This window comes from Thalassospira sp. UBA848 (assembly GCF_002295455.1).
In the GTDB taxonomy this organism is placed as follows: domain Bacteria; phylum Pseudomonadota; class Alphaproteobacteria; order Rhodospirillales; family Thalassospiraceae; genus Thalassospira.
On sequence record NZ_DBGS01000059.1, the window covers coordinates 14,688 to 29,331 of the forward strand.

Sequence of the window (14,644 nt, forward strand, 5' to 3'; positions counted from 1 at the left end):
CCGGGAAGGGTCTTCCCGGGCACCAATCTATACTGCCAATCATTAACAACAACCTGAGAACCGGGAAAGGTAAGCCTTAACCTGCCATCTCCGGATCTTTTTTCTGTTGTTTCTCGCCGTTCTCGTCTTCCGGATAACGGAAGATAACAGCATCGTCTTCGATATCGACCAGGACAGCACCACCCTTGGACAGCTTGCCAAACAGCAACTCTTCTGCGAGCGGCTTTTTGACGTGCTCCTGGATAACCCGCCCCAAAGGACGCGCCCCGAAGGCAGCATCGTAGCCGCGTTCAGCCATCCAGCTGCGCGCTGCTTCGGTCAGCTCGATCGAAACGTTGCGATCCGCCAACTGAGCTTCAAGCTGCAAGATGAATTTGTCGACAACCATCTTGACGACTTCCGGCTTCAGGTTGGCAAACGGAATGACTGCATCCAGACGGTTGCGGAACTCCGGCGAGAAGGTGCGCTTGATGGCCTCTTCATCTTCGCCAGTGCGCATTTCACGTTTGAAACCAACTGGCGGCTTGGCCATATCCGATGCCCCGGCATTGGTCGTCATGACCAGCACGACATTGCGGAAATCGACCGTCTTGCCGTTGTTATCGGTCAGTTTGCCGTGATCCATGACCTGAAGAAGAATATTGAACAGGTCCGGATGGGCCTTTTCAATTTCATCAAGCAGCACAACCGCATGCGGATGCTGGTCGACAGCATCGGTCAGCAGCCCACCCTGATCAAAGCCAACATAGCCGGGAGGCGCACCGATCAGGCGTGAGACGCTATGGCGCTCCATATACTCGGACATATCAAAGCGGATGAACTCAATGCCCATGACAGTTGCCAGCTGTTTTGTCACCTCGGTCTTACCAACACCGGTCGGACCAGAGAACAGATAGCTGCCAATTGGCTTTTCAGGTTCACGCAAACCTGCGCGGGCAAGTTTGATCGCACTTGAAAGTGCCTCGATCGCGCCATCCTGGCCAAACACGACCGTCTTGAGGTCGCGCTCAAGATTGGCCAATGCCTTGCGGTCGTCGGTCGAAACCGATTTTGGCGGGATGCGGGCAATCTTGGCGACGATTTCCTCGACATCGCGTTTGCCGACTGTGCGCTTGCGCTTGCTTGGCGCAACCAGCATGCGCGATGCACCGACTTCATCAATTACATCAATCGCACTATCAGGCCGCTTGCGGTCACTGATGTAACGCGACGCCAACTCAACAGCAGAGCGCAGTGCTTCGTTGGTGTATTTGACCTGATGGTGCTCCTCATAATAGGGCTTGAGCCCCTTGAGGATTTTGACGGTATCTGCTTCGGATGGTTCCTCGACATCGATTTTTTGGAAACGGCGAACAAGGGCGCGGTCCTTTTCAAAGTGACCACGGAATTCCTTGTAAGTCGTCGAACCGATGCAACGAAGTGATCCGCTCGCCAAAGCCGGCTTGAGCAGGTTTGAAGCATCCATTGCCCCACCCGACGTCGCGCCTGCGCCAATCACGGTGTGGATTTCGTCAATGAACAGAACAGCACCTTCGTACTCTTCGAGCTCCTTGACCACGGCCTTCAGGCGTTCCTCGAAATCCCCGCGATAGCGCGTACCTGCCAGAAGTGCCCCCATGTCGAGCGCAAAGATCGTGGCGTTTTCAAGAACCTCTGGCACATCACCATCATTGATGCGACGCGCCAAACCTTCGGCAATGGCGGTTTTACCAACACCCGGGTCACCGACATAAAGCGGGTTGTTCTTGGTGCGGCGGCACAACACCTGAATGGTGCGGTCAATTTCACTTTGACGGCCAATCAGCGGGTCGATCTTGCCGCTCTGCGCCTTGACATTGAGGTTCACACAATAAGCCTTGAGTGCTTCACCCTCTGCCGGGCCGCTTTCCTCGCCTTCGGTCGACATACCCGCTACGGGCTCTTCGTCGGCACCGCGCGGAATGCGACGCTCATTAAGTTCAGATGCCTTTGCAATTCCATGGGAAATGTAATTCACCGCATCCAGACGCGTCATGTCCTGCAGCTGCAGATAGTAAACAGCATGCGATTCCCGCTCAGAGAACAGGGCAACCAGAACATTTGCGCCTGTGACCTCTTCCCGTCCTGATGATTGCACGTGGATGGCTGCGCGCTGGATAACGCGCTGGAAACCGGCGGTCGGCTTCGGATCTACCAACCGCGCGCTAATAAGGCCCGAAAGCTCGCTATCGGCGAACTCCAGAAGATCAGACCGCAAACGATCAATATCCACCCGGCAGGCCTTCAGAACGGCCAAGGCGTCCTGATCCTCGGTCAGCGATAACAGAAGATGTTCAAGAGTGGCATATTCATGCCTGCGCTCCGACGCATATGCGAGCGCACGGTGCAGGCTTTCCTCAAGATTGCGCGATAGCATATGTCACTCCTTCTCTAAGGTACACTGCAGCGGATGCTGGTTCTGGCGGGCCAGGTCCATGACCTGATTAACTTTGGTTTCTGCGATTTCGTAGGTAAAGACACCACATACCCCAACACCCTTGCGGTGAACCTGAAGCATGATTTCGGTGGCTTCTTCACGTCCCTTTTCAAAAAACCGTTCCAGTACGTGAACGACGAACTCCATGGGTGTGTAGTCGTCATTCAGCAACAGCACCTTGTACATGGACGGCTTTTTCGTCTTGGGCCGTGTCTTTGTTACGATCCCCGTGTTCGGCAGATCAGTGCCGTCATTATCCTGTTCAGTCATCGTCTACTTACCGGAACCCTTATTTCCTGCATGAACTCCATGATAGGTCATTGCCAAACTCTTTCAAAGTCCGCTAGGCGGTGATCACTACGAATTTATTGTGCATCCGTGTTTCGGTTGTTGTCCATCTTCGATTCATTTAGGCCGCGAATAACGCACTGCAAGATCAGCCAGCAAACTTCGTTGTGATTTCGACCCGGTCGCACAAAATTTGTGACAAAGGCCGGAAAAGGAAACGAAAAAGCGGACATGACTGAATGCCATGCCCGCCCGCTATTCCAAACGCTATGGGTGATCCATATCACCCGCTGCATCATTTTGTGGTGACATTTGTCGCCTTGCTAATCGCATTCAATCCATCGGAAATAGCACTGAACATCAGTTCCTGCATTTTTTCGCCTTCGGCCATACTGTTGGCATAGCAACGATTGATGATCCGGGTATGCAGCTCCTGCAAGTCAGCAAGACTTTCGACCTTGGTCAATTCATCAAGATCATCCTGTGATGCCTCGAATTCCTTTTGCATCCAGCTTGAGAGCTCGGTTCCGATGCCGCCGGTCTTCTCAAACATTGCCATCGTCGACTGCCAGACTTCCTCGAAGCTTTTCTTCTGGGTATCAAGGAGTTCCTCATACTGCGCGGCAACACGCGATCCCGCGCCAGAGAACACATCTACCTGACCAGTCATGGTCTCAAAGATTTTGCCAAATGCTTCATTGGCAGCGGAGACGCTTTCTTCAAACGCCTCATTCCCGGCGGTTACCATTGCTTCGACCTCCGGGGTTTTCCAAAGCTCAAAATATGGTTCCATGGCCGTTCCATCCATAAACAGTGCGCCAAAACCGAATACATCAGATTGCTTGGTCTCTGCTGCTGGTTTTGTCTCGGCCGTTTTCGCAGTAGCAGGTTTCGGCTGGGCGGGCGCAGAAGCAGTTTTTTCTGGCGCGGCAGGCTGAGACGCTGCTGTTTTGGCTTCGGGTTTTGCCGGTGCCGGAGTAGCCGTAGCTGTTGGTGCCGCAGCAGATTTCGATGCCGCGCTTGCCGATACGGCAGCAGCCTTTTTCGGGGCAGCCTTTTTAGCAGGCGCCTTTGCGGCCGTGGTCTTTTTCGGGGCGGAAGATGCGGCCGACTTGCTGGTTGCCGCGGTTTTACTTTTCGTGCTCACGGTATTGGCCTTTTCGTTTTTGGTGGAGGTTGAGGGCGCTGTCGATTTGGCCGTTGCTGGCTTTGCAGCGAACGCCGGTCGCGCGGCCCCGGATTTTGCAACAGGAGACTTTTGGGCCGGATTTGCCAGACTGGTCTGCTTGGGTACCGGTGATGACGCCTGTATTTTGGAAACCGACTCTGGGTTCGTGGCCGACGTCTGGCCTGTCTGATTGTCTGACTGAGCATCATTTTTGGTCTCAGCCTGCGCAACAGGCGCCTCAGTCGATGCCGTTTTAGACGTGCGCGCTTCGTCAGCAACCGTGGAAGGCGCAATGGTTTCTTTACTCACGGCAGGCTCAGTCTTGGTGACCGACTTTTCAGTTTCAGCCTGTGCGGGCTTTGAAAGCTCGGCCTTGACTTCTTCTGCAGACGCTTTCTGTGCGGCGGCCTCGATTTCCGAAGACGTCATGACCCTGCGCTTGGCGGGCGTTGATTCCGATACCGAAGGTGTAGGAGCAGATTTGGACGAAGACCTGGAAACCGGTTTCTTTGCCGATTTCCCTGACACTTTCTTCTTGGAAACAGCCATTGACTCGACCTCCTGATCGCCGGGACAAGGCCCGGATCAATGTTGCAATGCAACATAACCCTAGATGGAAATACCCGGCCCCGTCAAGCACAGTTTAGTGACACTTCTGGTATGATTCCTCCATTTTCGGCCGCAGAAAACATAAGGTTTCCGCGATAGACAAACAAAAAACAATCTGATCAATGCATTAACAAGCAACTTTGTCGCATTGCAGCAAAATTTTCCGTGGGCGACAGCAATCAAGACCGACTGCTGTCGCCTTGTCAAAGGTCAGCGCGTTGGTTAGCGCAGCATGTTTCCGCGAACGGTACGATAGAAATCACGGGAGTCGTCATTCTGCACATAGTGCAACTTGGCGGCCCCTTGCGATCGTGCATTCTCAGCTGCTGGCGGTTCTGGCAACTCCCGCTCGATCGAGGACAGGTTTGCCAGCACCTCGGGGAATTCAAGTGAACGCAGATCGTCGACGCCCGATGCCCATGCGCCGAGTGTCACGCCACCAGATGAGCACCCAATCGCAACCCAGTAATAGTCATCAGAATACAGGCGGAGACCATCCCGGCTCTGCGTCCCGAAGCCTTCCGCTTGCAATGCGTCGGTAATCGCCAGGTAAGACTCCCGGTCAATGCGATCAACCGCCTCTTCACCACCAAAAGCCCCGAGCGGCGCATTGAGCTCCACATTAATGTTTTTGACTTCGAGCGGTCCAAAGACACGGGATGTCAGATTGAACTCCTCGAAACCTGGATACGGGGTAAGCTCGAACACACGGACTTCCTTGTAGTATTCGGCATTATAGATGATGCGAATCTGACCTTCCGCATCCCCTGCTGCGCAGGACTGACGCAGGTCATCTGCATTCAGATACGAAAACCATGATGCCTTGCGCACCAGTGGATTGCTAACGTCGCTGGTCTGGGTAAAGGTACATCCCGCAAGACCAGCCACAAGGGCAACCAACCCTACTGCGCGCGCCAATCGGGCATAGGTTTTACGTGTATCGGTGTGAACTGGAACCCTGCTTTCAGACATTCGATCCTCGATTTTTTCCTGATCTGGCGATATAAACAGTAGTTTGGCGCACAAAAATGGCCATCTCAAGGCCTTGCTGATAACTGCCGAAATTTGATCGCCTTAAACATTTGTTTAAGGCTCGGATGCGACATTGAGCTTATTTAGTTCTTGGGGAAACCTGAAAGCCGAGCCCGATATAATGCGTTTAATGACCCATGCCGGGCCAAATGCAATGGCCAAAGCTCAGTCTGTGGCACGCATGCTTTGCGTACGCAGCGTTGTTCCTTTGCTTTTGTGTTTGGCCGTTGCCATCACGTTTACCGTTTTGTCTCCGTCTGCTTCACAGGCGCGGACCTATACGGCAATGATCATCGATGGCGACACCGGTGAAACGCTCCACGAGTACCGGCCAGACCACAAGGTTTATCCAGCGTCTCTGACCAAAATAATGACCCTCTATATGGTGTTTGACGCACTGGAACGCGGGAAGGTTTCGCTTTCGACTCGCTTGAAGGTTTCCAAACGCGCCTGGGGGCAGGCCCCGTCCAAGCTTGGACTTCAGCCCGGCGAAACCATTTCGGTCAAGGACGCAATTCTTGCGCTTGTTACCAAATCCGCCAACGACATCGCAGTAGTCGTTGCCGAACATCTTGGCGGTACGGAAATCAAGTTTGCCCAGATGATGACCTCTGAAGCGCGCCGCCTTGGCATGTCGCGCACGACGTTCCGCAATGCATCAGGCCTGCCAAACCGCGGCCAGATGACCACCGCACGTGATATGATCAAACTGGCTGTGGCGCTGCGTAAAAACTACGGCAACTACTATCATTATTTTGCCACCCAAAAATTCCGGTTTGGCAATCGCACATATGGCAACCACAACAATCTTCTGGCGTCCTATTACGGTACTGACGGGATCAAGACCGGCTATATCAACGCGTCTGGCTTTAACCTTGTTGCATCTGTTAATCGCAACGGAAAACGCCTGATCGGGGTAGTATTTGGTGGTCGCACGGCGCGCACCCGTGACGCCCAGATGAAGAAGCTTCTTGATCAAGCCTATATCAAGCTGACCAAGAACGGTGAAATTGTTGTCCCGCGCCCACGTATCAGCCCGGAAGACAAAATCCTGCCCGCGGATGCCCAGTTGCTGATTGCCAAGCGCAGCACGCTTCGCGAAGCAGAACAGCCGGGCCGCATTGACACACAAACCGTTGTAACCCGTCTGAAGCCGGAAACCGGTGCAGGATGGGGCATTCAGGTTGGCGCCTTTAGTGACCAGCGCCGCGCACAAGAAGCCGTTCTTGCTGCTGCTCGTACTGCCCCTGATGTCTTGCGCCTGACCCGTGCCGCGGTCGAACAGCAATCCAGCGGCACAGGCATTGTATATCGCGCCCGTCTGCTTGGCTTTGACGGCGAGAACGAGGCGCGCGCCGCCTGCGCTGCCCTCAAGCGCGAGAACCTGGCCTGCATCCCGGTCAATGCCGGTGACGCTGGCTAAGACCAGCCAAAAACAAAGCACAAAAAAGCCCGTCAGAGCGATCTGACGGGCTTTTGAAGTTCTGGTACTTTGTCTCACCGGTGGCTTAGTGCCCACCGCCTGGCGCAAAGAAATCATCCGAGGACAGGCCGCTTTTAACCAGCTGATCGGTCACCTGCCCCTTGAGCCGCTCTAGCCCGGCGTCATCGGCGGCCTCACAGCGTGCCACGATGGCGGGTTGGGTGTTTGATGCGCGAAGAAGCCACCAGCCGTCTGCGGTACTGACACGCACGCCATCAATGCCGCTCACTTCCGCACCGGCCTCTGCCAATCGGGCGCGAACTTCCTCGATCAGCGCGAATTTCCGGTCATCCGGGCAGTCAATCCGGGTTTCTGGCGTATTGACTGCAACCGGCATGGCGTCCCGCCATTCGGCCAGACTTTTGCCGCTTTGAACCAGAATACGATAAAGACGCACAGCAGCATAGGTTGCATCGTCATAGCCGTAGTAGCGTTCGGCAAAGAAGATATGGCCGCTCATTTCACCGGCTATCGGCGCCTTTTCCTCGATCATTTTGGTTTTGATCAGGGAATGACCGGTCTTCCACATGATGGCCTTGCCGCCAATCCGGTTGACCTCATCAAACAGGGTTTGGCTGGCTTTCACATCGGCAATGATCGCAGCACCCGGTTTGCGTTGCAGAACGTCCGCCGCATAGATCTGAAGCAGCTGATCGCCCCAAAGGACATTGCCCTTGCCATCAATCACGCCAATCCTGTCGCCGTCCCCGTCAAAGGCAACCCCCCAATCGGCGTTGTGCTTGGCGACAGCAGCTTTAAGGTCGACAAGGTTGGCCTCCACCGTCGGATCAGGGTGGTGGTTCGGGAAGTTGCCATCAATGTCATCAAACAGCAAATGATGCGTGCCAGGCAGTTTTGCCGTCAGTTTGCGCACAACATCGCCGGCCGCCCCGTTTCCGCAGTCCCAGACAATCGTCATCGGCTTGGGCACATCGCAATCAAGCTCTGCCAAAAGGCGTTCAACAAAGCGATCTTCGATGTCGATATCACTTGCCGTGCCCTGCCCGGTTTCAAAATCACCGGCAGCGGCAATTTTGCCCAGTTCCTGGATCGCATCGCCAAACACGGACTTGCCCGCATTGAGCATTTTAAAGCCGTTATAGTTCGACGGGTTGTGTGACCCTGTCACCATGATGCCTGCATCTGTCTTTTCATCATAGACCGTGAAATACAGCATCGGGGTCGGCCCGCGACCAATGCGCACCACGTCACAGCCCGTCGAAAGGATACCCTCGGCTAGTGCCGCACCCAGCTCTGGCGAACTAAGGCGGCCATCACGGCCCAGCGCGACCCGTTTCCCGCCGGATCTGCGCACCATGGTGCCAAATGCCTTGCCGAGCGCATTGGCATCCGCAGGGTGCAGGGTTTCACCAACAACACCGCGCACGTCATATTCGCGCAACACAGAGCTATCAAATTGATGTCCGGCAGAATTCGTCATGATTTGGATGAGCCTCCGATAGATGCACGACCGACACAGGAGTAGCTGAAGCCATGTTCAGCCATTTCGCTCGGGTCATAAACGTTACGCAGATCAACGACGATCGGGTGTTTGAGCGCCGCCTTGATGCGATCTAGGTCCATACCGCGGAATTCGTTCCACTCGGTCAGGACTACCATCGCATCCGCACCCTCAATCGTATCATAGGCGTTCTCGCAATACGAAATGCCATCCAGAAGCTTCTTGGCTTCTCCCATGGCTTCGGGGTCATAGCCCTTTACAGTTGCGCCTGCTGCGATCAGGGCGGGGACGATATCAAGGCTCGGCGCATCGCGCATGTCATCGGTATTGGGCTTGAACGCCAGACCAAGAATACCGATGGTTTTACCCGCAACAGAACCGCCACAAGCTGAAATCACGCGATCCGCCATCGCTTTTTTGCGCTTGGCGTTAACATCGACAACCGTCTCAATAATGCGCAGCGGGCTGTCATATTCCTGTGCGGTGCGCACAAGTGCCAGGGTGTCTTTCGGGAAGCAGGACCCACCATAACCCGGGCCGGGATGCAGGAATTTCTTTCCGATACGGCCGTCAAGGCCAATGCCGCGCGCAACGTCATGCACGTCCGCCCCGACCTTCTCACACAGATCGGCGATTTCGTTGATGAAGGTGATTTTGGCGGCAAGGAAAGTGTTGGCCGCATATTTGATCATTTCCGATGTTTCACGCGTGGTGAATACAATCGGCGTTTCGATCAGATAGAGCGGACGATACAGGTCCGACATCACTTCGCGGGCACGTTCATCGCTGGTACCGATCACAACCCGGTCCGGGCGCATGAAGTCGCCAATTGCCGACCCTTCGCGCAGGAATTCCGGGTTCGACACCACCGCAAATTCCGCATCCGGGCGTTTTTCGCGGATAATGCGCTCTACTTCCCGCCCCGTACCGACCGGAACGGTGGATTTGGTGACAATGACGGTGAAGCCTTCCATGGCTTCGGCAATTTCCTCGGCCGCGGCGTAAACGTAACTCAGATCGGCGTGGCCATCACCGCGACGCGTTGGCGTGCCAACGGCGATAAAGACTGCATCGGCATCCTTAACACCCTCCTTGAGGCTGGTGGTAAAGGTCAGACGACCTGCCTTGACATTATTTTCGACCAGAACATCCAGACCGGGCTCGTAAATTGGCATGATACCATCTTCAAGGCGGGCGATTTTTTCTAAGTCCTTGTCGACACAAACAACGTCCGTCCCGAACTCGGAAAAACAGGCACCGGAGACAAGGCCAACATATCCGGTCCCGATCATAGCTACGCGCATGGAGGTTCAATCCTGGTAAGTAAATTCCGACCGCAACAGATCATTGGCTATTCCGGTCGGTCATTGTTGACATAAGTGGTTATTGCGCTGCTTCGCCTTCGGCGAACTCGTGAATAAGCTTGCGGACATCGTCACGCATATCTTCACGGGCAAGTGCAAATGACATGGTGGCTTTCAGGAAGCCGATCTTGTTACCGCAATCGAAACGACGTCCTTCGAAATTGTAACCATAGAACGGTACATGCCCGATCATTGCGGCCAGCGCATCCGTCAGCTGGATTTCATTACCAGCACCGCGCGGAATGTTTTCAAGCACCTCGAAGATGCCCGGATCAAGGATGTAGCGACCAATGGCAGAGAGGGTCGACGGGGCTTCTTCGGGTTTGGGTTTTTCAACCATGCCGCAGGCGCTTACAAGGCGGCCATTGGTGCCTTCGATCTCAAGAACACCATAACGGTGAACTTCCTCACGCGGTACATCCATCACTGCGACCATATTGCCACCCGTGCGCCCGTAACTATCAACCATCTGCTTCATGCAGGGGACTTTGGACTGGATAAGGTCATCAGCCAGCAGCACGACAAACGGCTCGTCACCAACCAGGGACTTAGCACACAGAACCGCATGACCAAGGCCCAGCGGGTTACCCTGACGGGTATAGGTCACACGACCATGTTCCGGGATCATTTCAAGTGCCTTGGACAGCGCGTCTTCCTTGCCGCGCTCGGTCAGGATGGCTTCAAGTTCGGCGGAGCGGTCAAAATGGTCCTCAATCGCGGTTTTGCCGCGACCGGTGACAAAAATGAATTCCTCAATGCCTGCAGCAATGGCTTCTTCGACGGCGTATTGAATAAGCGGCTTATCAACGACCGGCAGCATTTCTTTTGGCATAGCCTTGGTGGCCGGCAAAAAGCGGGTTCCCATACCTGCGACCGGAAAAACTGCCTTCTTGATTCTTTTTGACATTCAATACTTTCCTTTTTCAACCGCAGCGTGCCATTCCGTATCAGAATTGCCTGCATATATGCTTCTGCCACATTTCCAGAACACGGATCAAGCAAGCGCACGTAATATTAACGCTAATCTTTACATAGCCGTAACAAAAGGCTTCGCGCGGCATTGATCTTTGACGCCAGATAGTCTGATCCACCGTGGTCCGGGTGAACTGCCTTGATCTGTTTTTTATAAGCCCGGTTGATCTCTTCGCGGGTTGCTTCCTGCCCCACGCCAAGAATTTTGCGAGCTTCGTCGGCCGTCATGCCAGATGCGCTTGAACTCCTTTCGCCATTTCGGCTTTGCTCATTGTTATCGCGGTCGTTTCCTCCGTCATGCGCACCATTTTCGCCATGATCTTTCTGGCGCCAGCCCTGCCATCCGGTACAATCGGGACGACGGTCAAGATAAGCTTCCAGAACCGCCCGGCTTTGGTCGGTTGCACTGCAACAGTCAACATAAAGCAACTGCAGGTCGTCAAGTCCCAAGCTGTCAAGATCGGCCCCCGCATAGGGACCACCGACAACACCGCCACGCATTTGCCCGGTTTCAAGATCAAGCACCATGTGCAGAAGCTCTGTTCGAATTTCCGAACTTGATCCCGCCCCGGCCGTGTTGTTGCCAAAACTTCCCGGCTGGGCGCGCTTGCGCGATGATGCGAAAATCCTGCGCAAAATTGGCCACAGGAACCCAAGCTTCATCACCCGAACCAAAAATGGAACCGCGGCGGCCAAGGCAGCCCCCATCGCTGCAATCTTGCCGGTGAGCAACAACCAACCGGCAAGCAGGATCAACACCAAGATGATCAGAAATAAGACAATTTTGCGGATTTCTTTGGGCTCGGCCTCAGTCATCCAGCGGATGAAAAAGCCAACCCCGACAAACGCTGCGATGCCAATCAACAACCACTGCATCAACGCGGCTTTCGCAACTGGTGACCAAGTCTTAGGACGTCATCGGACTTGGTCTTTTTCTGATAAATCGAAAGCCCCGACTGCCCGCCGACAGCATAACTTGCCACCGCCCCCAGCAAATCTCGAAGCTTGCCAGCCGCACTCGCGTCAAACTGCATAAACGCCCCGCCAGTTATGCGGGCAATTTCACCAAAGGCAAACGCAGCGTCCCTGTCATGGCCTTCCTGAAACATAAATGCCTTTACCCCCTTGAGCGCCAATTTCCCTGCGATCGGGGCCAAATGATCAGGATTTTCTTCGATGCAGTCGCCCACATAAATCAAGGCATCGATTTTTTTGTCACCCGCTTCACGTTCAACATGCGCCAGAACCCGTTCGATCTGCGTATGCCCGGCGCGACAGGTAACCTTGGTGATATAATCACGAAATGATTTGGCGTTTCTGCACCAGCCGCTAGATTTGCATTCCGACAGCCCGCGAAAAAACACAAGCTGCACATCAAGGGCACCGACACCATCGACTGAGTCAAACATTTCAGCCTGAATTTCAGCAGCACGGTCCCAACTGGGCTGGCGGCTGGCGGTTGCATCCATTGCAAAGATCAATCGGCCTTGCGCAGGCCCGGATGACGGTGCACGAACGGAAAGTTCGCGCGCCTTGCCAATGAAGTCTGCAACTTCTTCGGCGCCGGATGTCTCTGGAATGATGTCTTTGCGTGTCAAAGTGACCTGCCTGCTTCCTGTTCCGGTTGGACAATTTCATGTCCCACAAGATATAGGCCGGATGACTCTAGATCGGCAACTCCTCGCCGTCTGCCGGTTTGAAACCGATCACTTCCAGAAGCGATCTGACTTCCTGACGCGCAGCCATATGCGACATACTCATCGGGATACCCACGCCCTTTTCACGCAGATCAAGCAAGGTTAATCCTTTAAGGAACAACTCGCGGTAAATAACGCGTTCGCCAAAGCCCGGCGCCTGACGGAACCGGATACGCTCAGCCAGCTTTTCAACGATTTCCGCAATGTCGCGCTTGTTGCGTGCATCAAGATGCGAAAGACGGTTGCGCATGACAATCCAGTCAATCTTGCCGCCATCAATGGCTGCACGACGCTTGCGCGCATCCCAGACCATTTCGGCATAGATGCTGGGTCCCTTGATATCAAGACTATCCGGATCAATCCGGGCCAGCATATCTAGATCGATGAAGCTGTCATTGATCGGCGTGATCAACGTATCAGCACAGGCATGCGCCAACCGCGAAAGGTAATTGTCACTGCCGGGGCAATCCATCACGATGAAATTGCAACTAACCACCATTTCCCCAAGAGCAGTCGTAAAGCGTTCGCGCTCGTCCAGCTTGGCTTCATTGCCATCGGACAATTCACTGCGATAGATCGGGCGATGTTCTGGGACCGGAAGTGAAAGACCCTTTTTTTCATTAAAGGCAGTCCGGTTTTCAACATAGCGGGTAAGCGTCCCCTGACGGGCATCGATATCAAGTGATCCGACCTTGAACCCCATCTTCATCAGGGAAACGATCAGATGCATCGCCGTTGTCGATTTGCCTGATCCACCCTTTTCATTGCCGATCACGATTACATGGGCGCGATTGGACGGCGGCTGTTTGTCTGTTGCCGTCTGCTGGCCCGCGCTGTCCCCGTTCGCGCCGGTCTGGTGCACCGTCATGGTTATTTGCTCCGTATCTTCAGGCTTATTGACTTTGTCCCCAAGGCCAACCTCCCCAATGAGCCCGTTTACACCCAAAAATCAAGGTAAAAGCGAACTGTCTCACATGGTACAGGTTACTGCCCCCTAGCCAATCTAAAGGCACAAAGGTAAACATAAGAGTAGCGCAACGCAAAAATGCGCCTGAAAACAACCTGAAAGGACGCAATGTGAAGTATCGGGCGGCTTTGATCGGCAGCATGTTTGCAAGCCTTCTGGTGGCAGCAGCCCCAGAGATGAGCCTTGCACAGCAAACCGGCGGGTTTGAACAGATCCCGCAAGACCAGAGCCCGGTTCTGTTTGCCGCGAATACCGAGGGCCAGAACAGCTTCCTGCGTCAATATCGCGACAACAGCACAGTGTTTGTCGGACGCTGGTATGCGCCACGCTCGGTCTCGGAATCGCCTGCGACAGCGAGCGACCTTTATCTGGAAACCGTTTATACGACCTCCGCCCCCGGTTTTAGGTTCAGCACAGCCATGGCATCCGAACAGTTACTGGACATGTTTGATGCACTTAAAGGGCGTAGCAGCCTCAATGGTGCGAACTTTGTGCAGGATACCCGATACGGCAATATCGCCCTGTCCCCTTTCACCCGTGATGGATCGCAATGCGTTTCATTTGTCGGGCAGTGGGATCCGCAAACACCGGCGCAACGCGGCAGTCGCCTGCTTGGCTATTACTGCACGCCCACACAGGTGCAAGCCGCAAATGGCAACAGTGCGCCGCTTAACGGCCTGCCGATGATTGATGCCCAGGAGTTTGCCGCCGGGTTCTTTGGCCGTCTGACAATTGAACTGCCTGAAAATTCCGCGATTTCTGCCGCTGTGGTCGGACCGACCGAAGATACGACAGCGCTACAGCCCGAAGGCACTACCACCCCGGCACCGATTGACGGAATTGATATCGTTACCAATTGGCAATCGGTGCGCGGTGCCGGCAAGCTGCGCTTTGATCAGCCATCTGGCGAAGGCACCATGATCCTTGATGATGATCAGCGGCATTGCGAGGGCGTCTGGCGTCATGAAGGTGGTGCGTATCAAAGTGATACGCTGCCGTTTGGCAGCTGGTATGTCTATTGTAATGACACAAGCTTCGCGCGCGGCCACTACACCAGCGAATCACCAGCCGTTGTCACCGGCAATGGCAAAGATAATCAGGGACAGGCTGTCTATTTCCGTCAAGCCAACTAGCCCCTGATCAATAT

General features: G+C 54.4%; 13 protein-coding genes. 3 read left to right on the top strand and 10 right to left on the bottom strand.

All coding sequences use genetic code 11. From position 1 onward, the window contains the following. Positions 1-76: 76 nt before the first annotated feature. The 3 genes from clpA to B2R48_RS07815 all read right to left on the bottom strand — a co-directional run bounded on the left by clpA (position 77) and on the right by B2R48_RS07815 (position 3,890). Positions 77-2,395, bottom strand: a complete 2,319-nt coding sequence (gene clpA, locus B2R48_RS07805) for an ATP-dependent Clp protease ATP-binding subunit ClpA (RefSeq protein WP_062957433.1) — start codon at positions 2,393-2,395, stop codon at positions 77-79. 3 nt (positions 2,396-2,398) lie between these two features. Then, positions 2,399-2,725 (bottom strand): ATP-dependent Clp protease adapter ClpS, encoded by a 327-nt coding sequence (gene clpS / locus B2R48_RS07810; RefSeq protein ID WP_008890601.1) that lies wholly within the window; start codon positions 2,723-2,725, stop codon positions 2,399-2,401. Between the two features lie 313 nt (positions 2,726-3,038). Beyond that, positions 3,039-3,890, bottom strand: a complete 852-nt coding sequence (locus B2R48_RS07815; protein WP_296999279.1) for a phasin family protein — start codon at positions 3,888-3,890, stop codon at positions 3,039-3,041. Positions 3,891-4,236: 346 nt separating this feature from the next. Here B2R48_RS07815 and B2R48_RS07820 point away from each other — a divergent pair, with 346 nt between their 5' ends. Continuing rightward, positions 4,237-4,476, top strand: a complete 240-nt coding sequence (locus B2R48_RS07820; RefSeq protein WP_296999280.1) for a hypothetical protein — start codon at positions 4,237-4,239, stop codon at positions 4,474-4,476. 266 nt (positions 4,477-4,742) lie between these two features. Here B2R48_RS07820 and B2R48_RS07825 read toward each other — a convergent pair whose 3' ends face one another. Further along, on the bottom strand, positions 4,743-5,492 hold the full coding sequence (locus B2R48_RS07825; protein WP_296999281.1) for a hypothetical protein: 750 nt from the start codon (positions 5,490-5,492) through the stop codon (positions 4,743-4,745). 214 nt (positions 5,493-5,706) lie between these two features. Here B2R48_RS07825 and B2R48_RS07830 point away from each other — a divergent pair, with 214 nt between their 5' ends. Then, positions 5,707-6,975 (top strand): D-alanyl-D-alanine carboxypeptidase, encoded by a 1,269-nt coding sequence (locus B2R48_RS07830; RefSeq protein WP_296999282.1) that lies wholly within the window; start codon positions 5,707-5,709, stop codon positions 6,973-6,975. An 85-nt stretch (positions 6,976-7,060) separates the two neighbouring features. On the opposite strand, the gene pgmG is transcribed toward B2R48_RS07830, so the two are convergent. The 6 genes from pgmG to B2R48_RS07860 form a co-directional block, all read right to left on the bottom strand. Continuing rightward, positions 7,061-8,476: a phosphoglucomutase/phosphomannomutase PgmG gene (gene pgmG / locus B2R48_RS07835; RefSeq protein ID WP_296999283.1), complete on the bottom strand. Its 1,416-nt coding sequence runs from the start codon at positions 8,474-8,476 to the stop codon at positions 7,061-7,063. Beyond that, positions 8,473-9,801 carry a UDP-glucose dehydrogenase family protein gene (locus B2R48_RS07840; RefSeq protein WP_296999284.1) on the bottom strand — a complete coding sequence of 443 codons (1,329 nt, stop codon included), beginning with the start codon at positions 9,799-9,801 and terminating at the stop codon, positions 8,473-8,475. The genes pgmG and B2R48_RS07840 overlap by 4 nt, the downstream gene beginning before the upstream one ends. A 79-nt stretch (positions 9,802-9,880) precedes the next feature. Continuing rightward, positions 9,881-10,768: a UTP--glucose-1-phosphate uridylyltransferase GalU gene (gene galU, locus B2R48_RS07845; protein ID WP_062957440.1), complete on the bottom strand. Its 888-nt coding sequence runs from the start codon at positions 10,766-10,768 to the stop codon at positions 9,881-9,883. A gap of 113 nt (positions 10,769-10,881) precedes the next feature. Further along, positions 10,882-11,709: a DnaJ domain-containing protein gene (locus B2R48_RS07850; protein WP_296999285.1), complete on the bottom strand. Its 828-nt coding sequence runs from the start codon at positions 11,707-11,709 to the stop codon at positions 10,882-10,884. Beyond that, entirely contained in the window at positions 11,709-12,431 is a 723-nt protein-coding gene (locus B2R48_RS07855) for a VWA domain-containing protein (protein ID WP_296999286.1), read from the bottom strand. Before B2R48_RS07855 ends, B2R48_RS07850 begins: the two co-directional genes overlap by 1 nt. A gap of 67 nt (positions 12,432-12,498) precedes the next feature. Continuing rightward, entirely contained in the window at positions 12,499-13,398 is a 900-nt protein-coding gene (locus B2R48_RS07860; protein WP_296999287.1) for a division plane positioning ATPase MipZ, read from the bottom strand. Between the two features lie 239 nt (positions 13,399-13,637). On the opposite strand from B2R48_RS07860, the gene B2R48_RS07865 reads away from it, so the two are divergent. Further along, complete coding sequence (locus B2R48_RS07865; protein ID WP_296999288.1) at positions 13,638-14,630, top strand: hypothetical protein; 993 nt, start codon at positions 13,638-13,640, stop codon at positions 14,628-14,630. The last annotated feature ends 14 nt before the right edge of the window (positions 14,631-14,644 follow it).

Excerpts from the sequence above, each read along its gene's own strand:
- galU (WP_062957440.1), bottom strand. The coding sequence starts at position 10,768 with ATGTCAAAAAGAATCAAGAAGGCAGTTTTTCCGGTCGCAGGTATGGGA.
- clpA (WP_062957433.1), bottom strand. The coding sequence starts at position 2,395 with ATGCTATCGCGCAATCTTGAGGAAAGCCTGCACCGTGCGCTCGCATAT.
- B2R48_RS07825 (WP_296999281.1), bottom strand. The coding sequence starts at position 5,492 with ATGTCTGAAAGCAGGGTTCCAGTTCACACCGATACACGTAAAACCTAT.
- B2R48_RS07860 (WP_296999287.1), bottom strand. The coding sequence starts at position 13,398 with ATGACGGTGCACCAGACCGGCGCGAACGGGGACAGCGCGGGCCAGCAG.
- B2R48_RS07840 (WP_296999284.1), bottom strand. The coding sequence starts at position 9,801 with ATGCGCGTAGCTATGATCGGGACCGGATATGTTGGCCTTGTCTCCGGT.
- clpS (WP_008890601.1), bottom strand. The coding sequence starts at position 2,725 with ATGACTGAACAGGATAATGACGGCACTGATCTGCCGAACACGGGGATC.
- B2R48_RS07850 (WP_296999285.1), bottom strand. The coding sequence starts at position 11,709 with ATGCAGTGGTTGTTGATTGGCATCGCAGCGTTTGTCGGGGTTGGCTTT.
- B2R48_RS07830 (WP_296999282.1), top strand. The coding sequence starts at position 5,707 with ATGGCCAAAGCTCAGTCTGTGGCACGCATGCTTTGCGTACGCAGCGTT.
- pgmG (WP_296999283.1), bottom strand. The coding sequence starts at position 8,476 with ATGACGAATTCTGCCGGACATCAATTTGATAGCTCTGTGTTGCGCGAA.
- B2R48_RS07865 (WP_296999288.1), top strand. The coding sequence starts at position 13,638 with ATGTTTGCAAGCCTTCTGGTGGCAGCAGCCCCAGAGATGAGCCTTGCA.